The following is a 17507-nucleotide window of genomic DNA, read 5'->3' on the forward strand; positions in this document are numbered from 1 at the left end:
AGGCCACCATGGAAGACCACGTGATCGTCGCCGACCTCGGATACGGCGACGCGGGCAAGGGCACCATCGTCGACTACCTGTGCTCCCGGCACCCCGACATCAGGGCCGTCGTCCGCTACAACGGCGGCGGCCAGGCCGGCCACAACGTCGTCACCCCCGACGGCCGCCACCACACCTTCGCCCAGTTCGGCGCGGGCACCTTCTGGGGCGTGCCGACCTTCCTGTCGCGCTACATGATGGTCGACCCGATGCGGCTGGCCAGCGAGGCCAACCACCTGCGCTCTCTCGGTGTGCACCGGCCGTTCGACCTGCTCACCGTCGACCCCGAGGCGCTGGTCACCACCCCGTTCCACATGCGCGTCAACCGGTTCCGGGAACGTTCCCGGGGCGAGCGCCGCCACGGGTCGTGCGGCATGGGCGTCGGCGAGACGGCGTCCTACGCCATCGACAACCCCGCGTCGGCGATCCGGGTCGCCGACTGCGGCAACCCCCGGGCGCTGCGGCCGCTGCTGCGGCGGCTGCGCGACTGGGCCTCCGCCGAGATCGGCCGGCCGATCAGGATGCCGTCGGTCGACGACGTCGCCGAGGCCTACCGCCAGTTCGCCGCGACCGTCCACACCGGCCGGCTGCCCTCGGGCGGGCCGCTCGTCTTCGAGGGCGCCCAGGGTGTGCTCCTCGACGAGTGGTACGGCTTCCACCCCTACACGACCTGGTCGACCACCACGTTCACCAACGCGTTCGAGCTGCTCGGCGAGGCCGGCCTCGACGACGCGAAGCGGCTCGGCGTGGTCCGCACGTACATGACCCGGCACGGCAACGGCCCGTTCGTGACCGAAGACCCCACCCTCCACCTGCCCGAACGCCACAACATGACCGGCGAGTGGCAGGGCCCGTTCCGCACCGGCCACCTCGACCTCGTCGCGCTCCGCTACGCCGCCCGCGTCTGCGGCGGCATCGACGAGATCGCGCTCACCCACCTCGACGTCGCCGACGAGCACCCCGAGCTCAAGGTCTGCCGCGAGTACGCCGACGGCCTGACCCTGGTGCCCGGCGGCGGCCTGGAGTTGCGGGCGCAGGTGTCCGAACGCCTGCTCACCGCCCGCCCGATCCTGTCCTCCGCGCCCGACTCGTGGGCGGGGCTCGTCGCCCAGGAACTCGACGCCCCGGTCACGATCCGGTCCAGCGGGCCGACCTGGCTCGACAAGAAGGTCCGCCGGGCGGCCGCGGCCCGCCGCTGACCCGCCTCGGGGAAGGCCGTGGCGACCGCCACGAGTTCCCCGCTGACCCGTTCACCGGTGCCCGGCAGGCTCTTCAGCTCGCGCCCGGCCGTCTCCATCAGGTCGGGGTTGGGCTGGTGGGCCGGCTGCTCGCACCCGGGCGCAGTCCGTTGAGGGCCGTCTCGACCACGGTGTCGGCGAAGGCGGTGGTCAGTGGGCCCTCGCGGTAGAGCCAGCGGGTGCGGAGCGGGCCCCAGATCAGGTCGACGGCCACGTCGAGGTCGGCGTCGGCGGCGAGTTGCCCGGCGGCCTGGGCGCGGCTGAGCCGGCGGCGCTTGAGCTCCCTGACCGGCTCGTCGAGCCGCTCGGCGAAGTCGGCGGCGAGGGCGGGGTCGAGCAGGATCTCGACGGCCAAGGCGCGCATCGGCTCGCTGTAGCGCGGGTCGTTCAGCTCGTCGACGGTGGCGCGCAGCACCGTCTTCAGGTCGGCCTCCAGATCGCCGGTGTCGGGCAGGTCGGCGGGCTGGTCGCCCTGGCCCTCCGAGAGCATCAGCAGCGCGTCGAACAACACCGCGCCCTTCGACGGCCACCAGCGGTAGATCGTCTGCTTGCCCGCCCCGGCCCTGGCGGCGATGCCCTCGATGCTCAGCCGGGCGTAGCCGACCTCTCCGGCCAGGTCGAGCGCGGCGGTGAGGATGGCCCGGCGGGCGGTCTCGTTGCGCCGGGCGGCGTCGGGCGCCTTGCGCTGCGTCGTCATGCGCTCATCCTAAGACGAGACGGACCGTCTTGCATCGTCAGGGGAGATGTGCGTACAGTTCTCAAGCGAGGCGAGACGGTTCGTCTCGCTGAAAAGAGGAGCTGTGGAATGACCGTTGATCGTGTGTGGTTCGTGACCGGAGCGAGCCGGGGCCTCGGCCGGGCCTTCACCGAGGCGGCGCTGGCCGCGGGCGACCGCGTGGTGGGGGTGGCCCGGTCCGTCGCCCCGCTGGAGCCGCTGGCCGCCGAGCACGGCGACCGCCTGCTCACGCTTCCCCTGGACGTCACCGACCGCGCGGCCGTCCGGGCCGCGGTCGACGAGGCGGTGCGCCGGATGGGCCGCCTCGACGTCGTCGTCAACAACGCCGGTTACCTCGCCATGGGCATGGTCGAGGAGTTCGGCGAGACCGAGGCCCGCGCCCAGATGGAGACGAACTTCTTCGGCCCCCTCTGGGTCGCCCAGGCCGTGCTGCCGCACCTTCGCGCCCAGGGGAGCGGGCACATCCTGCAGATCTCCAGCATCGGCGCGCTGGGCGGCTTCCCCCTCACGGGGATGTACAGCGCGAGCAAGTTCGCCCTCGAAGGGATGAGCGAGGCGCTGGCGGCCGAGGCCGAGGGCTTCGGCGTCAAGGTCACCATCGTCGAGCCCGGCGGATACTGGACCGGCCTCTACACCACGGGCCTGGTCACCACCGAGCCGCTTGAGGTCTACGCGCCGCTGCGGGCCGAAATGGAGCGGCGGTTCGCCGACGGGTCGGTCGACAGCCTGCCGCACCTGGCCGCCGAGGCCGTCATGAAGCTCGTCGACGCCGACGACCCGCCGCTGCGCCTGCTGCTGGGCAGCGCCGTCTACGACCTGGCCTTCGACGTCTCCCGGAAGAAGATGGAGACCTGGGCGGCGTGGGAGGAGGTCAGCCGCGCCGCCGAGAAGGCCGTTCCGGCTCCCCGGTGACCGCCGTCTTCTGCTACGCATACGGCATGCAGCGACTGAAGCCTCTCATCGGCGAATGGGCCGTCACGACCGCGCTCCCCGGCGGCCAGGTGCTCGGCCGGGTGCGGTCGACGTTCGCCTGGCTCGACGACCGGTTCGTCGTCCAGCGCACCGACGTCTTCCCCGGCGACCAGGGCATGCCCGAACTGTTCCCCGCCGTCTGCGTCTACGGCTCCGACGACGGCACCGGCCGGTTCACCCAGCTCTACTCCGACGGCCGGGGCGTGCACCGGGTCTACCAGTGCACGCTCGACGACGGCGTCTGGAGGATGTGGCGCGACCAGCCCGGCTTCGCGCAGCGTTTCACCGCCACCGTCGGAGCCGACGTCATCGACGGCGGGTGGGAACTGGCCGAGGAGGAGGGCGTCTGGAAACCCGATCTGTCGGTCAGGTACGAGAGAGCCGGTCGGCCAGCCTGATCGGCTCGGGCAGCCGGAACTCCGGGGCCAGGCGCAGCACCTGGGCGCACGCGTTGCCGAGGCTCATCCGGTGGCCCTGCGACACGTACACCGGTTTCACCCCGGTCCGGGTGCGCAGGGCGCGGCCCACCGTCTCGCCGTCGAGGACGATCGGCGTCCACGAGCCGCGCTCGTCGGCGGGGGGCTCGTGCGTGCCCACGAACGCCGTCTTGGCCACGCCGATCGCCGGCAGGCCGGTCAGCACGCCCAGATGGCACGCCAGCCCGAACCGGCGGGGATGCGCCACCCCGTAGCCGTCGCAGACCAGCAGGTCGGGGGTGACCGATAGGCGGGAGAGCGCGGTCAGCAGGGGCGGGATCTCGCGGAACGCGAACAGCCCCGGCACGTAGGGGAACCGGGCCTTCTCCCGCGCCACCGCCTGGTCGACGACCTTGAGCGAGGCGTCGAGCACGACGACGGCTCCGGTCACCGTGTCGTCGGCCGCGTAGCCCACGTCGAGGCCGGCCGTGAGGCCGATCTTGGCGGGGCCCTCCGAGGTCAGGTCGGCGAGCGGGCGGAGCCGCGACTGGATCGCCGTCGCCTCGTCGACGGTGGCCGGTTCGTCCCAGGTCATCCTCACCAGGCCCACCGTAGACTGCCGGAATGACACGAGCGGGAGGTACGCGTGCCGCGCTGCTCGACGCAGCGCTCGCGGTGTTCAACGAGCGTACCTATGGCGACACCCCGGTGGCCGAGGTGGCCGAGCGGGCGGGGGTGTCGGTGGGCACCCTCTACCGCTATTTCCCCAGCAAGGAGGCGCTGGGCAATGCCGTCTACCGGCTCTGGAAGCAGCGGCTCGGCGAGCGGCTCGCGGCCGAGCGGTCGGCCGACGCGTCCTACGCGAGCACGTTCGCGGCGATGTTCCGCACGTTCGTCGGGTTCGCGGCCGACCATCCGGAGGCGTTCGCGTTTCTCGAACTCCAGCAGCACGAGGGCTACCTCGACGTCGACAGCCGGACCGCCTCGACGTCCATCGACCAGACGGCGGTCGACTTCGTCTCCGAGGGGCAGAAGGCGGGGGAGATCCGGGCCGGTGACCCGCAGATGCTGGTCGCGCTCGTCTACGGCGCGCTGGTCGGGCTGGTGAAGGCGCGGCGGGCGGGGCTGACGCTCACGGATGAGGATCTGGCGGCGGCGCAGGCGGCCACGTGGGCGCTGCTTGACGTACGATCCCAAGCGGAGTGAACATTCACTCCGGATAACCGGCCGAAGGGAAGCCTCCGATGCGCCTGACGTTCAACGGCGGTCCACGCGAGCACGACCCCGGTCCCGACGACACCGCCGCCGACGTGATCCGGACGGTGTTCGGGGCCACCGGCACCAAGGTCGCCTGCGGCGCCGGGGTCTGCGGGGCCTGCACGATCCTCGTCGACGGCGAGCCGAAGGTGTCCTGCCTGCTGCCGGCCGCCCATCTGGACGGCACCGAGGTCACCACCGTCGAGGGGGTCGGTGGTGACCACCCCGTCCAGCGGGCGTTCGTCGAGTGCGACGCGCTCCAGTGCGGGTTCTGCACGCCGGGCTTCGTGACCGAGGCCGTCGCCTTCCACGACCGGTGGCGCAAGGACCACGAGGGCACGCCCTCCCGCGAGGAGGTCGCCGCCGCGCTGACCGGCCACCTGTGCCGGTGCGGGGCCTACGAGAACATCGTCGCCGCCGTCCGGCAGGCCTGCGCGGGCGTGTTCGACGACCGCGAGCCGGTGCCCGCCCGGGTTGAGGCCCCGGCCAAGGTCGCCGGCGCGGCCGAGTACACGGTCGACGTGAGCCTCCCGGGCATGCTCCACGGGGTGATCGTGCGTTCGCGGCTCCCGCACGCGCGAGTCACGGTGAAATCTCCGGAGATGTCCGAGAAAACGTCCCCGGCCTCCGCGGCCGGTCGTCCGGTGGCGGGATTCGTCCGCCTCCTGCAAGGCGACGTCGTCCGTTACACCGGTCAGCCGATCGCCGCCGTGGCCGCCGAGACACCCGCCCTCGCCAGGGAACTGGCCGAGCGGGTGACGGTCGACTACGAGGCGCTGCCCTCGGTCGTCGATCCCGCGGAAGCCCGGCGCGACGGCGCCCCGGTGATCTTCGCCGACGCCGCCGCCCAGAAGGCCGCGCCCTCCAGCGCCGAAGGCGCCGGGTTCCCCGGGCGGTGGCGGGGCAACGTCCGGTCGGGTTACGCCTCCGCTTGGCGCGGGCGCGCCGCCCGGCGAAGGCTCGACGCCGCCGAGGAGCGGAACGCGCCCGGCTACTTCGCCGCCACGTTCACCACCTCCGGTCAGTCGCACACCGCGCTCGAACCGCACGCCTCGGTGGCCGACTGGCGGCCCGACGGGCTGACGCTCCACGTCTCCACGCAGGCGCTGCCGCACGTCAAGGCGGCCGCCGCCAAACGCTGGAACCCGCCGAAGGTCGAGGTCGTCGCCCAGCACGTCGGCGGCGGGTTCGGCTCGAAGCTCGGTCTCAGCACCGACGTGGTCGCCGCCGTCGAGCTCTCCCGCAGGCTCGGCCGCCCGGTGAGGGTCGCGATGTCGCGCGCCGAGGAGCTCACCGACACCGGCTACCGCCCCGGCACCCGCTCGGAGCTGCGCATGCTCGGCACCCCGACCGGCGGGCTGGCCGCGATCTCGCTCGACGTCTCCGGCCACGGCGGCGTCTCGACCGGCTCCATGGTCGCCACCCTGGGCCTGCTCATGTACGGCCGGGGCCCCCGCCACTTCCGCGACCGCGACGTCATCGGCAACGCGCCCCCGGCCAGCCCCTTCCGGGGACCGGGCGGCCCGCCGTTCGCATGGGCGGTCGAGCAGGGCGTCGACGAGATCGCCCACCGGCTCGGCGCCGACCCGCTGAAGCTGCGCCGCACCTGGGACGGCAACCGCCGCCGCCGCGCCCTCTACGAGATCGCCGCCGAACTCCCGCTGTGGCGCGACCGCCCCGCGACGCCCCAGACGGGCCGCTACCGGCGCGGCGTCGGGGCCGCCGCGGCCAACTGGATCTACACCGCCGACGTCGACACCAAGATCGAGCTCACGGTGCGCGACGGCCGGATCGTCGCCCGGACCGCCACCCAGGACATCGGCACCGGCGTCCGGACCGTCATCCGCAACGCCGTCAGGGAGGTCTTCCCCGACGCCGACGTCGTCGTCGAGGTCGGCCACTCCGACGCGCCCCACGGCCCGGTCGCCGGCGGCAGCCGGTCGACCGCCTCGGTCGGCCCGGCCGCCCGCGACGCGGCCGGGAAACTCGCCGCGCACCTCGGCGGCAAGCCGGTCGGCGCGGCCGAGGGCGTGACCGTGCTCGGCGAACGGCCCAAGGACCGGCGCGGTTCGGCGGTCCCGGTGTCGATGGACCATCTGCGCGTCGGCCGGGGGCTGGCGGGCGCCGTCCACATCACCGAGGTGGAGGTCGACACCCTGCTCGGCCACACGCGGGTCACGCGAGTGTGGGGCGGCATCGCCGCCGGCGCCATCTACAACCGGACGGCCGCCCGCAACCAGTGCGAGGGCGGCATCGTGCAGGGCATCGGCTACGCCCTCTACGAGGAGCGGATCACCGACCCGCGCACCGGCGTGGTCCTGTCGGCGAACCTGGAGGACTACCGCCTGCCCGGCGTCAACGACACCCCCGAGATGACCATCCACTTCCACGAGGACGGCTGGGACCACGTCCCGGGCGGCGGCGTCGGGCTCGGCGAGGTGTGCACCGTCTCGGTCGCCGCCTCGGTGGGCAACGCGGTCTTCAACGCGACCGGCTTCCGCCCGCTCGACCTGCCCATCCGCCCCGACCGCCTGCTCGAAGGGATGCCCCGATGACCGAATACCGGGCCGGCGGCACTGATCTGATGGAACGCCGCGCGTCGGGCCGCTCGACCGGCCCGATCGTCGACCTGCGCGACCGGGGCCTCCGGTCGATCGAGACCACCGAGGAGGGCGGCCTCCGGATCGGGGCGATGGTCACCGTCGACACCCTGGCGACCGACCCCGCCCTGTCCGCCGCCTATCCCGCACTCGCGCTGACGGCCGGCGCGCTGGCGACGCCGCAGATCAGGCGGGCCGCCACGCTCGGCGGGGTGCTGCTCCAGCGCACCCGCTGCCGCTACTACCGCAACGAGCACTACGAGTGCCTGAAGACCGGCGGCGAGGGCTGCCCGGCGCGCGGCAACCCGGGCGAGCGCGCCGTCGTGCTCGACGTCGGCCCGTGCGTCGCGCCGCACCCCTCGTCGGTGGCCATGGCGCTGCTCACCTATGACGCCGTCGCCGAGATCGAGGACGGCCCGCGCCGGCCGGTCGCCGGCCTCTACGGCGACGGCGCCCGCGACCACCTGCTCGACCCGTCCGACCTGCTCACCGCGGTCGTCCTGCCGCCCCCGATCGACGGCGAACGCGCCGGGTACAAGCGCGCCACCGGCCGCGCCTCGGCCGAGTGGCCGCTGGCCGAGGCCGTCGCCCACCTGACCGTGCGCGACGGCGTGATCGTCCGCGCCGGGGTGGCCGTCGGGGGAGTGGCGGCGGTGCCGCTCCGGCTGCCCGGCGTCGAGGCGGCCCTCACCGGGCACGCGCCGTCGGAGGAGCTGTTCGCGCGGGCGGCCCGGCTCGACTGGACGCCCGCGTTCCCCGAGACGGCGTACAAGATCCCGGTGACGGCGACGCTGATCGGCGACGTGCTGGCTCAGGCCCGGTAGTTCTCCAGGTGGGCCAGGACCGCATGGTTCGCGGCCCACCCGTCGGGGAACTTGATCGGCACGTTGAGCTGCACCCGCGGGCTCATCGGATGGTGGTCGAGCAGGTCGGCGATGCCCGCGCGGGCCACCACGACGCAGGCGTGCCGGTGCCGTGAGGTCAGCACGCAGAGCCGTCCCGACTCCAGGTGGAACGCGGTGGCGTCGCGCCGTCCCGACAGCGGGTGGAGCACGATCGTGACGTCGTACTCGCGGCCCTGGAGGCGGTTGGCCGTGTCGACGGTGACGCCCTCGGGCGGCCCGGCCAGCTTCACCGCGGCGACCTGGTCGTTGTGGGCGCAGCCGATCGCGATCCGGTCGGGCGTCACCGGATGGGAGCCGTGCTCGTCGTGGGCGACCGCGCCGCGCTGGACCAGCCGCCGGGCGATCTCGGCGCAGGCCTGCGCGGCCTCCGGGTCGGTGCGGACGGTGTGCCGGTTCGGCAGCTCGTAGAGCGCCCACCCGGTGGCGGCGGCCATCTCGACCGTACGGTCGAACGACGAGCGCAGGCCCGGCACGGTCAGCTCCAGCCGCCGGGTGCCCTCCTCGGTGCCGGCGGTGAAGCCGCCCGCCGGGTAGAAGGCCTCCGACACCATCGGCGCGGCGCTGGCGGGCAGCCGCCACGACACCGGCAGCCGGTGCGTGCGCAGCCCGTTGAGCCGCTGGGTCACCGCGACGGCGCTCTGCAGCGGGTCCCACTTCAGGCCGGTCCACCGCTCGCTGTCGACCACGCTGAACGGGTCGAGCTGGCCCGGGTCGCCCACGAACAACGCGTGCCCGTCGGCGAACAGCCGCGCCACGCCGAGGAGCTTGTCGGAGCGCATCTGGTAGGCCTCGTCGACGATCGCCCACTTCCAGCTCCGGTCGGCCACGTAGGCCCACTTGTCGGCGGTGGCGGTGACGACCTGGCAGGCGTCGACCTGGGCGATCTTGCTGCCGGTGGTGACGGCGGCGTGGCGGCGCACCCGCTCGGGCGGGTCGAAGCCCTCGGCGTGCAGCCGCCCGATCGTCAGCTCGGGCGACCTGCGGGCGAGCCGGTCGACCAGGTCGTCGACCTGCTCGTTGGTCTGGGCCACGATCATCAGCCGCTCGCCCTTGGCGGCGATGGCGGCGGTGGTCTCGACGACCAGCGTGGTCTTCCCGGCGCCCGGGGGCGAGTCGACCACCAGGCCCGGGGAGGCGGCGCTGGTGTAGTCGGCCAGGATCGTCTCGGTGGCCGCCCTGGCGGCCTCGGCGGGGGTCATGACCAGGGCTCCGCTGCGTCGTCGTCGGTCGGCACGTACTCCGGCGGCGGGCCGCCGTGGGTCCACGGCGTCTCCTCGCGCGGCGGCAGGGGCGCGCGGCGCGACTCGCCGGGGTCGAGCTCGGTGTAGCAGATCACGGTCCCGACCGCGGGCACGCTGCCCTCGGCGGGCTGCCCGCCCCGGCCCATGCCGTCGTCGATCTGCACGGTGACCGTCGTCTCGGTGAGATCGGCGATGGTCGCCGACTGGCGTGGACGGGAGGGCGAGCGTACCTTCTTGCCCTTCGCCAGGCGTACCGGATCGGAGGTCTCGATCGTCACCAGGGGACGCGGGACCTCGCGCTTGCCGCCCGGCGGCACGATGCGCCGGGTCAGGTCGACGGCCACCACCTCGCCCGCGAACGCCACCCCGTCGGCCCGGTATTCGGCCATCACGAGGGGGTCGTCGAAGGCGCGGGCCGCCTCGAACGACTGCTGCGCCGCCTCCAGCCGGGCCAGCCGCTTGGCCGCCGCGACCGCGCTGTCGCGTTTGCCCTGCGGCAGGCCGCCGCCGTCGATCCAGGCGCGGTGGAGGGCGACGTGGACGCGGTCGCGCTCCCAGCGGGCGGTCGCGCCGGGCGACTCCTTCAGCGCCGAGAGCAGCCCGATCGCCTGCCACACCCGGTCCCACGTCGGCCGCAGCTGGCCGTGCAGCGCCTCCTCGACCTGTGCGGCGGAACCGGTCGCGTCGTAGTGCTCGATCGCCTTCTGGAGCTCCTGCCGGTCGAACTCGGGATGGGTGTCGGGCCCGGCGGGCGGGGTCAGCGGATCGTCGGCCAGCGCCGCCGCCTCGGGGCCGGTCAGGCCCTCGGGCGGGTCGATCCAGCCGAGCAGCGCGGCCAGGTCGGCGTCTTCGGCCGCGCTCTGCCCGGTCACCCAGTGGGCGGTCAGCAGGTCGGTCATCGCCACCATCAGCGACGACCCGGCGAACTCGCTCTGCTCGGCCAGGAAGGTCAGCCACCGGCCCAGCATCGGCACCGCCGGGTCGACCGCGTAGGGGCCGGTCGTGCGCCGGAACCGCGACGAACGCCCCAGTTTGGCGGCGAACTCCACCCCGCCGGGGCTCGGCACGACGATCTGCGGGGCGTCGAGGCACCGCTCGAACGGCGTCCTCGCCTCGACCGTCTCCACCTGCCGGGAGATCCGGTCGATGTACGGCAGCAGCACCGCCCCGAGGTCGGCGAGGAACTGGAACCGCAGGTCGCGGTTGCGCGGCTGCGGCACCACGAGCAGCGTCGGCCGCGCGGGATCGGTGCCGACCATCGCGCCGAGCGGCGCGGCGGCCTCACCGGCCAGCCGGAGCGGCACGAACACCATCGGCGCCTCGGCCAGGTGGACGTGGCGCACGGTGGCGCGCGGCAGCGCCCGCCCTTGCTCCCGCGCCTTCACCTTCACGTAGGAGTGGAGCAGGCTCACGCGACCGCCTCGTCGTAGAGGCGCGCGACGTGGCGGAGCCGCTCGGCGATCTCGGCCTGGTCGTCGGCCACCGGCTCGCCCGGCGTCGCGACCCGCAGCGCGGTCTGCACCGATTCGATGCCGCCCAGGTCGTCGCGGACGACCCGACCCAGCGCGTCGAGGTGGCCCAGGTCATGGGCCTCCCGGCGGCACAGGTGGGACAACTCGCAGGCCGACAGGCACTGCGGGGCGTAGCGGGCCGGGATGGCCGCCACGGCGGCCTCGATCTGGGCCGGGGACAGCGCGTCGAGGTCGAGGCTCAGGTTCTCGGGCAGCCGGTCGAGGATCGCCTCGATCCTGGTCAGCCGGGAGAGCTGGCGGGCGAGGGTGACGAGCTGGTGGCGGACGTCGACCGTGGTCGCCGTCGGCTCGTTGGTGAAGTCGCGCGGGCAGACCAGGATCACGTCGTGGGAGACCAGGTCGCGGCCGACCAGCGCGCGCAGGGCGTGGACGTAGACCGCCGCCTCGCGCGCCGCCGCCGACACCTTCGGGGTGTCGGCCTGGTCGTCGACGATCGCGAACGACTTGATCGCCACGATGTGGAACCTGCCGCCGAGCTGGAAGGCGATGACGTCGGGCTCCAGGTAGACCTGGGCGCCCGCGACGTCGAGCCGCAGCAGCGGCCGGTCGAGGATCGTCGCCCGGCCCCGGCCCTCGGCGGTCTGCCGGATGATCCGGCGGGTGTGGCCGTGCCGCGCGACCTGGCCCTCGTTCCCCCCGGCGTCTTCGAGGTTGACGTAACCGGCCTCCTCGATCGGCAGGTCGAGCAGCGTGCGCAGCAGCCGCAGCAGGTGGGCCGCGCCGTTGGCCTTCACCAGGTCGGTGAACTGCTGGTTGCGCTGGATCGCGAACGGCGACTGGCCCCACCGGTCGTCGAACCGCAACCGCCGCATCAGCCGGGGCTTGTCGATCGCCGCCGCGTCGAGGATCGCCCGCCGGTCGCACGCCGGGTTCGCCGCCAGGGCCGCGATGCTGCGCGCGTTGTGGTCCTGCCCCGGGGTGGCGCCCCGGATGGCGTCGAGCCGGTTCACGCGGACCTCACCGACTTGATCCCCGAACCGAAGAGCTGCTCGACCGGCCCCAGCCGATCTGCCGCCCGCGCGGCCGCCTCCCGCCTGTCCATCTGATCCCTCTCCTGGTGTACGGCCAGCTCCGCCCCCGCCGCGGCGATCACCTTGGCCGGATCGGCCGGTCCGAAGCCGTCGCCGGCGCCCGGGATGTTCTGCGCGAACTGCCCCAGCAGCCGGAACGCGCCGGGCGAGGCGTCGTCGAGCCGCATCAGGTGCTCGGCGAGCCGGACGGCCGAGGTCAGGAAGTCGGTGCGCGGGCTCAGCGGCCCGATGATCCGCTGCGGCAGCGCCCATGTGCTGAGCGCCAGTAAACCGCGGGCCGGGGACAGCAGTTCGGAGGTCAGCGCCGCGCACAGGTAGTAGGGCCGGGCGCCGGGCGCCGACCGGTAGGACTTCTCCTCGTCCCGCCGGAGGCTGGTGAGCTGGGTGTTGGCCATCTGGCCGCCGAAGAACGACTCGTCGACCGCGACGATCATCCTCGCGGCGGTCGGGGCGCCGAGCAGGGTCAGCGCCCGGTGGACCTGTTCGCGTACCGGAACCAGCGGAGGCTGGGTCGCGGGCTGCTCGACCTCGGCGTCCCACTGACGCTCGGCCTCCCGCAGCCGGGCCCGCAGCGCCCGCGCCTCGGCGTGCCGCCCGGCCGCCGTCGCCTGCCGGATGGCTTTCCTCAGCTTCCCCATCTGTGCTTCCAGCCCGTCCAGATCCACGTTTCCGCACCTTAACAGCGCCCCCAGGGAAAGCCAAGCTATTCCAGTTGCTTCCAGTAATTTCCAGCATTACATTTCCACAACTGAAGACACCCGCGAGAAGAGAGACGACCCATGAGCCGCTGCCGCCCCCCGTTATCCCGGGCCGAACTCGACGCCCGGCTCGACGCCCGCATCGACACCCGCCCCGACGGCGACGCCGTGAGGTGGTCGGTGGTCGTGCCGCCCGCCTGCCGCGCCGCCCACGCGCGGGCCGACCGCTTCCGCGTCAAGGTCGGCAGCGTCTCCGGCTACCGCTCGTCGGTCGACGCCGCCTACGTGCTGCAGCGTGCCCTCCTCCAGCCCGCCGGCCGGCGGGTGGCCGCGCTCCGGTCCGGGATCATCCGCATGTACGCCGGCCGGACGGACATCGGCGGAGCCCGCGTGCCGGCCTGGCTCCAGGCGGTGATGGACGACCGCTGGGCCCTGGTCGACGGCGAGTGGTCCGCGCTCGACCCCGCCCGGCTGGCCGACGCCCTCGTCCGGATCGGCCCGCTCTTCACGGCCGACCCCGGCCTGCCCGCCTGGCACCCGGGGGAGTCGCCCCGCGTCTACGCGGCCAACGCCGGCAACCTCCGCCCCGACCTGCTCGCCCTGCCCGGCGGCGACCTCGGCGACCTCCTCACCGCACGCGGCGACCTCGTCTACGTGACCACGGCCGCCGGCCTCGGCCCGGTCGTGACCGCCGCGGTGTCCGCCGCGCGCGGGCGGTTCGCGGGCGGGGCCCGTCCCGACCGGGTGGTCTTCGTCGTGTTGTCGGTCACCCCGGTGCCGCCGGAGCGGCTGTTCCCGCTGGTCCGGCTGTCGCTCGCCGACGCCGCCCGCACGCTCGGCGATCTCGGGGTGGGCGTGGAGGTCGTCGTCCACCGTCCGTAAGCAGCGGATATACGCCTCATATACGCGAACGTGCCACTCTGGCCTCTCACCTCTGACGGGGGACCAGATGAGAGAAAGAGCACAAACGGCCCTGACCGCCGTCGCGCTGACGGTCGGGGCTCTCGGGGCACTCAGCGCGCCCGCCGCCGCGGCCGAGCCGGTCGGCGGGGTCGTCATCATCGGAATCAAGACCGACCCGACCAAGTACCACCACGACCCCATCGCATGCGGGGACAACATGCACTGGGGCAACCCGTACTGCGCCGACGACATCGACGAGACCTCTCATGGGGGCGCCGAGTGAAGCTGAAGACCAGTCAGAAGGCCGTGCTCGTCGCCGCGCTGGCCGTGGGCGCGCTCGGGGTGTTCGGGGCGCCGGCCCTCGCGGCGCCGGGGCCGCTGCCGCCACCGCCGTGCGACTACGCTGTCGACTCCGACGACTGCGTCGTCCCGCCCGACCCGAACATGCACTGGGGCAACGAACGTCCCAGCGACTGACTCGGCTGCGCGGGACGGTGTCCCATCCTGACGGGGGATCACCATGAAGAAGAGTGTGAAAGCCGGACTGATCGTCGTGGCGCTGGCCGTCGGCGCACTGGTCGGCCTCGCCGGGCCGGCCGCGGCGGTGCCGTGGAACGAGGCCATCGTCAACCTGTGCCCGGAGAACATGCACTGGGGCAACGGCGAATGCGTCTAGTGACTTCCGCCGGCCACCAGACGGTGGGTGGACGGCGGACGGGACCGGTCTACTCGGAGCGGGGCGCGAGCCTCGCCGCCAGCTTCTCGGCCTCGGGGGAGTCGAGGCCGAGCAGCAGGGAGTGAGCCGTCTCCCACAGGGCCCGCGCGGCCTCCTCGTCGCCCATCCTGCGGAGGGTGACGGCGAGGGCGTCCATTGCGCGGGCCCGCCAGGTCGTGTTGCCCATCTCGGCGAACAACGTCACCGCTCGCTCGAGATGGGGGACCGCCGCGCCGAGGTCATCGCCGGACTCGAAGAGGGAGCCGAGTCCGAGAGACGCGCTGGCCTCGGCGAACTGGTCGCCGACCCGTTGCGCGGCGGCGACGGCGGCCTTCATCGAGGTCTCGGCCGCCCGCCGTTCCCCGGAGGCGAGCTGCGCCTGGCCGAGGCCGCGCAGCAGGTAGGCCTCGCCGACGAGGTCGCCGATGGCGCGCACCAGCGGCAGCGCCTGCGCGAAGGCGTCGCGTGCCGGTTCGGGGCGTTCCTGGCGCAGGTAGGCGTCGCCGAGCCGGAACAGCGCCTGCGCCTGGCCGCGCCGGTTGCCGATGTCCTCGAAGGTGCGCAGCGCGTCGCGCAGCAGCGTCTCCGCCTCGGCGAACACGCCCTCCTCCAGCCGGATCTGGGCCATCCCGATGCCCGAGTGGGCCTGGGCCGCCCGGTCGCCGGCCTCGCTGAGCAGGTCGGCCGCCTCCTTGTAGCGATGGTGGGCCCGTTCGGGGGTGCCGGTGATGCGGTCGAGCAGCGCCAGGTTGCGCAGCGCCAGCCCCACGCCGTGGTCGGCGCCGAGGGCCTCGAACCGGGCCGCGGAGTCCTCCAGCAGTTCGGCCGCCGTGGCGTACTCCTGCCGGAACAGGGCCAGGCTGCCCAGGCCGTACACCATCGCGGCCTCGCCGAGCGCGTCGCCCGCGGCGCGGGCGGCGGCGAGCGCGACCTCGTGGGTGGACCGCCAGTCGTCGAACAGGCTGCGCGCCTCGAAGAGCGTCACGCACGTCATCGCGAGCTCCCAGGCGAGCGAGGCCAGCCCCAGGTCGGCGGCCTGCGAGACGGCCGCCACGAGTCCGGCCCGCTCGGCGGCCAGCCACTCGATGGGCTCGCCCAGCAGCGCGTCGGCCAGCGCCGGATCGGGCGCCCGGCGCGGCGTGCTCCCGCGCAGTACGGCGAAGTCGCCGCCGTACTCGCGCCGGTGGGCCTCCTGCGCCAGCGACAACCAGAGGGCGAGCGAGCGGCCCATCGCCTCGGCGCGGGCGGCGGCGTCGTCCTCCTCCATGGCGCGTTCGCGGGCGAACAGGCGGACCAGGTCGTGGAAGCGGTAGCGCACCCCGCCCGTGCCCTCCTGCGCCACGACTTCGAGCAGCTGCGCCGCGACGAGCTGCTCGAACAGCTCCCCGAGCGGCTCGCGGCCGATGCCCAGCAGCGGCCCGCCGGCCCATTCGCCGAAGTCGGGCACCCCGAGCAGGCTCAGCCGCCGGAACAGCGTCGCCGCCGCCGGGTCGAGGTCGCGGTAGCTGAGCCCGAAGTTGGCCCGCACCCGCACCCCGCCGTGGCTGAGCTCGCTGAGCCGGTTGCGCTCGTCGGCCAGGTGACCGGCCAGCACGCCCGCGGTGAGGCGGGTGCGCCCGGCCAGCCGGGCCCCGGCGATGCGCAGCGCCAGCGGCAACCCGCCGCACAACTCGCTCAGCCGCGCCAGTTCGGGGTCGGCCGGGTCGACCGCGCCCCCGGCCAGGCCCGCCAGCACCGCCACGCCCTCCAGGTCGCCGAGGGTGCCGACCTGGAGGATGTCGGCGCGTTCCTGCGCCACCAGCCCGTCGAGGCCGTCGCGGCTGGTCACCATGACCGCGCACCCGGGGGAGCCGGGCAGCAGCGGCCGGACCTGCCCGGCGTCGCGGGCGTTGTCGAGCACCAGCAGCACCCGCCGCCGCGACAACACGCTGCGCAGCAGCCCGGCCCGCTCGTCGACGTCGTCGGGGATCCGGCTGCCCGGCACGCCGAGCGCCCGCAGGAACCGGTCGACCACCTGCCGGGGCGCCAGCGGCTCGGCGTCCTCGGCGTAGCCGCGCAGGTCGACGTAGAGCTGGCCGTCGGCGAAGCGGCCGGAGACCCGGTGGGCCCAGTGGACGGCCAGGCCGGTCTTGCCGACGCCGCCCATGCCGGTGAGCCCGAGGAAGGCCGGCACACCCTGGCTCTGCCGCAGGTCGAGCAGCCGGTCGAGCTCGGCGAGCTCCTCGGCCCGGCCGACGAAGTCGGCGACGTCGTGGGGCAGCTGCGCGGGGGTGGGGAACAGGGTCGGCCCGGCCTTGGGCTCGGCCGGGCGCGGCGCGGACGTGCCGGAGTCGCCGCGCAGGATCTCCTCGTGCAGCGCCCGCAGTTCGGCGCCGGGTTCGAGCCCGAGCTCGCCGATGAGGACGCGCCGCCCCTCGCGGAAGGTCTCCAGCGCCTCGGCCCGCCGCCCGGCCCGGTGGAGGGCCAGCATCAGGTGGGCCCGCAGCCGCTCGCGGGTCGGGTGTTCGGCCACCAGGCCGGTCAGCTCGCCGATGAGGTCCTCGTGGCGGCCCAGCGCCAGGTCCGCGGTGATCCGCAATTCGGCCGCCCGTAACCGCGCCTCTTCGAGGCGGGTTGCGGCGGGCCAGATCGCGGGGTGGTCGGCGAGGTTGCCGTAGGCCGGGCCGCGCCACATCTCCAGGGCCCTGGCCAGCAGCCGCCGCCCGGTGGCGGGGTCGCCGCCGTTCATCGCCCGCGCGCCCTCGGCCGTGAGGGCCTCGAAGTCGGCCGCGTCGAGTTCGCCGGGGCCGACCGCCAGGGCGTAGCCGGACGGGTGGCGGACCACCCGGTCGCGGTCGCCCAGGGCTTTGCGCAGGTGGTAGACGTACAGGCGGAGATTCTCGTGGGCCGAGGCCGGCGGTTCCTCCCAGAGCGCCCCGATCAGGCGGGAACCCGCCGTGGGAGCGTTGGCGTTGCCGATCAGCACGGCCAGCAGCAGCCGTTGCTTCTCCGACCGCAGCGGCACCTGCGCGCCGTCGATCGTGATGTCGAGGGGACCGAGAACGCGAAGCCTCATCGCCACCTTCGGGGGTGATCTCCGGGAGTGAGATGCACCTTACCGGTCGAACGTTATATGTGCCTTATTCATTATCGGATCTGGTTCAAGAGCCATATATCCCACGAAAGTCCACAAGGCTATATACGCCTCTCACATCGCCTATACGGCAAAAATACGCAGGTGCCTC

General features: G+C 73.8%; 17 protein-coding genes. 10 read left to right on the forward strand and 7 right to left on the reverse strand.

Annotation, left to right across the window (positions count from 1 at the left end; translation table 11 throughout):
• Window positions 1–8 precede the first annotated feature (8 nt).
• Complete coding sequence (locus GT755_RS36120; protein WP_161484058.1) at window positions 9–1238, forward strand: adenylosuccinate synthetase; 1230 nt, start codon at window positions 9–11, stop codon at window positions 1236–1238.
• Between the two features lie 97 nt (window positions 1239–1335).
• On the opposite strand, the gene GT755_RS36125 is transcribed toward GT755_RS36120, so the two are convergent.
• Window positions 1336–1974, reverse strand: coding sequence for a TetR/AcrR family transcriptional regulator (locus tag GT755_RS36125; protein ID WP_161484059.1), 639 nt, complete (start codon window positions 1972–1974; stop codon window positions 1336–1338).
• A gap of 108 nt (window positions 1975–2082) precedes the next feature.
• On the opposite strand from GT755_RS36125, the gene GT755_RS36130 reads away from it, so the two are divergent.
• Entirely contained in the window at window positions 2083–2925 is an 843-nt protein-coding gene (locus GT755_RS36130; RefSeq protein WP_161484060.1) for an SDR family oxidoreductase, read from the forward strand.
• Between the two features lie 26 nt (window positions 2926–2951).
• Window positions 2952–3383, forward strand: coding sequence for a hypothetical protein (locus GT755_RS36135; RefSeq protein WP_161484061.1), 432 nt, complete (start codon window positions 2952–2954; stop codon window positions 3381–3383).
• Here the strand turns inward: GT755_RS36135 and nfi are convergent.
• Window positions 3352–3996: a deoxyribonuclease V gene (gene nfi, locus GT755_RS36140; RefSeq protein WP_161484127.1), complete on the reverse strand. Its 645-nt coding sequence runs from the start codon at window positions 3994–3996 to the stop codon at window positions 3352–3354. The genes GT755_RS36135 and nfi overlap by 32 nt on opposite strands.
• A 29-nt stretch (window positions 3997–4025) precedes the next feature.
• On the opposite strand from nfi, the gene GT755_RS36145 reads away from it, so the two are divergent.
• Genes GT755_RS36145 through GT755_RS36155 form a run of 3 tightly spaced genes read left to right on the forward strand, consistent with a single transcriptional unit; the run spans window position 4026 to window position 8082 of the window.
• A complete protein-coding gene (locus GT755_RS36145) occupies window positions 4026–4607 on the forward strand; it encodes a TetR/AcrR family transcriptional regulator (protein ID WP_161484062.1) in 582 nt (193 codons plus the stop codon).
• A gap of 38 nt (window positions 4608–4645) precedes the next feature.
• The gene (locus tag GT755_RS36150; protein WP_161484063.1) at window positions 4646–7213 is read left to right on the forward strand and encodes a molybdopterin-dependent oxidoreductase; all 2568 of its coding nucleotides are present in this window, start codon (window positions 4646–4648) and stop codon (window positions 7211–7213) included.
• Window positions 7210–8082, forward strand: coding sequence for an FAD binding domain-containing protein (locus GT755_RS36155; RefSeq protein ID WP_161484064.1), 873 nt, complete (start codon window positions 7210–7212; stop codon window positions 8080–8082). Before GT755_RS36150 ends, GT755_RS36155 begins: the two co-directional genes overlap by 4 nt.
• Here the strand turns inward: GT755_RS36155 and GT755_RS36160 are convergent.
• From GT755_RS36160 to GT755_RS36175, 4 genes are read right to left on the reverse strand one after another with little or no spacing between them, the layout of a single operon-like run.
• A complete protein-coding gene (locus tag GT755_RS36160) occupies window positions 8070–9362 on the reverse strand; it encodes an AAA domain-containing protein (protein ID WP_161484065.1) in 1293 nt (430 codons plus the stop codon). The genes GT755_RS36155 and GT755_RS36160 overlap by 13 nt on opposite strands.
• Window positions 9359–10816 (reverse strand): hypothetical protein, encoded by a 1458-nt coding sequence (locus GT755_RS36165; protein ID WP_161484066.1) that lies wholly within the window; start codon window positions 10814–10816, stop codon window positions 9359–9361. Before GT755_RS36165 ends, GT755_RS36160 begins: the two co-directional genes overlap by 4 nt.
• Entirely contained in the window at window positions 10813–11886 is a 1074-nt protein-coding gene (locus GT755_RS36170) for a hypothetical protein (protein WP_161484067.1), read from the reverse strand. The genes GT755_RS36165 and GT755_RS36170 overlap by 4 nt, the downstream gene beginning before the upstream one ends.
• The gene (locus tag GT755_RS36175; protein WP_285582286.1) at window positions 11883–12632 is read right to left on the reverse strand and encodes a serine/threonine-protein kinase; all 750 of its coding nucleotides are present in this window, start codon (window positions 12630–12632) and stop codon (window positions 11883–11885) included. The genes GT755_RS36170 and GT755_RS36175 overlap by 4 nt, the downstream gene beginning before the upstream one ends.
• Window positions 12633–12746: 114 nt before the next feature.
• On the opposite strand from GT755_RS36175, the gene GT755_RS36180 reads away from it, so the two are divergent.
• The 4 genes from GT755_RS36180 (at window position 12747) to GT755_RS36195 (ending at window position 14244) form a co-directional block, all read left to right on the forward strand.
• Complete coding sequence (locus GT755_RS36180) at window positions 12747–13547, forward strand: hypothetical protein (RefSeq protein ID WP_161484068.1); 801 nt, start codon at window positions 12747–12749, stop codon at window positions 13545–13547.
• A 67-nt stretch (window positions 13548–13614) separates the two neighbouring features.
• Complete coding sequence (locus GT755_RS36185) at window positions 13615–13851, forward strand: hypothetical protein (protein WP_161484069.1); 237 nt, start codon at window positions 13615–13617, stop codon at window positions 13849–13851.
• The gene (locus GT755_RS36190) at window positions 13848–14045 is read left to right on the forward strand and encodes a hypothetical protein (RefSeq protein ID WP_161484070.1); all 198 of its coding nucleotides are present in this window, start codon (window positions 13848–13850) and stop codon (window positions 14043–14045) included. The genes GT755_RS36185 and GT755_RS36190 overlap by 4 nt, the downstream gene beginning before the upstream one ends.
• 43 nt (window positions 14046–14088) lie before the next feature.
• On the forward strand, window positions 14089–14244 hold the full coding sequence (locus GT755_RS36195; RefSeq protein WP_161484071.1) for a hypothetical protein: 156 nt from the start codon (window positions 14089–14091) through the stop codon (window positions 14242–14244).
• A 49-nt stretch (window positions 14245–14293) separates the two neighbouring features.
• Here the strand turns inward: GT755_RS36195 and GT755_RS36200 are convergent, their stop codons facing one another.
• Window positions 14294–17338 carry an AfsR/SARP family transcriptional regulator gene (locus tag GT755_RS36200; protein ID WP_161484072.1) on the reverse strand — a complete coding sequence of 1015 codons (3045 nt, stop codon included), beginning with the start codon at window positions 17336–17338 and terminating at the stop codon, window positions 14294–14296.
• Window positions 17339–17507 lie beyond the last annotated feature (169 nt).

Source organism: Herbidospora solisilvae, from assembly GCF_009901565.1.
In the GTDB taxonomy this organism is placed as follows: Bacteria; Actinomycetota; Actinomycetes; order Streptosporangiales; family Streptosporangiaceae; genus Herbidospora; species Herbidospora solisilvae.

What these genes read in the sequence shown, in the direction of transcription:
- GT755_RS36120 (WP_161484058.1), top strand. Translation starts at nt 9, where the DNA reads ATGGAAGACCACGTGATCGTCGCCGACCTCGGATACGGCGACGCGGGC.
- GT755_RS36125 (WP_161484059.1), bottom strand. Translation starts at nt 1,974, where the DNA reads ATGACGACGCAGCGCAAGGCGCCCGACGCCGCCCGGCGCAACGAGACC.
- GT755_RS36130 (WP_161484060.1), top strand. Translation starts at nt 2,083, where the DNA reads ATGACCGTTGATCGTGTGTGGTTCGTGACCGGAGCGAGCCGGGGCCTC.
- GT755_RS36135 (WP_161484061.1), top strand. Translation starts at nt 2,952, where the DNA reads ATGCAGCGACTGAAGCCTCTCATCGGCGAATGGGCCGTCACGACCGCG.
- nfi (WP_161484127.1), bottom strand. Translation starts at nt 3,996, where the DNA reads ATGACCTGGGACGAACCGGCCACCGTCGACGAGGCGACGGCGATCCAG.
- GT755_RS36145 (WP_161484062.1), top strand. Translation starts at nt 4,026, where the DNA reads ATGACACGAGCGGGAGGTACGCGTGCCGCGCTGCTCGACGCAGCGCTC.
- GT755_RS36150 (WP_161484063.1), top strand. Translation starts at nt 4,646, where the DNA reads ATGCGCCTGACGTTCAACGGCGGTCCACGCGAGCACGACCCCGGTCCC.
- GT755_RS36155 (WP_161484064.1), top strand. Translation starts at nt 7,210, where the DNA reads ATGACCGAATACCGGGCCGGCGGCACTGATCTGATGGAACGCCGCGCG.
- GT755_RS36160 (WP_161484065.1), bottom strand. Translation starts at nt 9,362, where the DNA reads ATGACCCCCGCCGAGGCCGCCAGGGCGGCCACCGAGACGATCCTGGCC.
- GT755_RS36180 (WP_161484068.1), top strand. Translation starts at nt 12,747, where the DNA reads ATGAGCCGCTGCCGCCCCCCGTTATCCCGGGCCGAACTCGACGCCCGG.
- GT755_RS36185 (WP_161484069.1), top strand. Translation starts at nt 13,615, where the DNA reads ATGAGAGAAAGAGCACAAACGGCCCTGACCGCCGTCGCGCTGACGGTC.
- GT755_RS36195 (WP_161484071.1), top strand. Translation starts at nt 14,089, where the DNA reads ATGAAGAAGAGTGTGAAAGCCGGACTGATCGTCGTGGCGCTGGCCGTC.
- GT755_RS36200 (WP_161484072.1), bottom strand. Translation starts at nt 17,338, where the DNA reads ATGAGGCTTCGCGTTCTCGGTCCCCTCGACATCACGATCGACGGCGCG.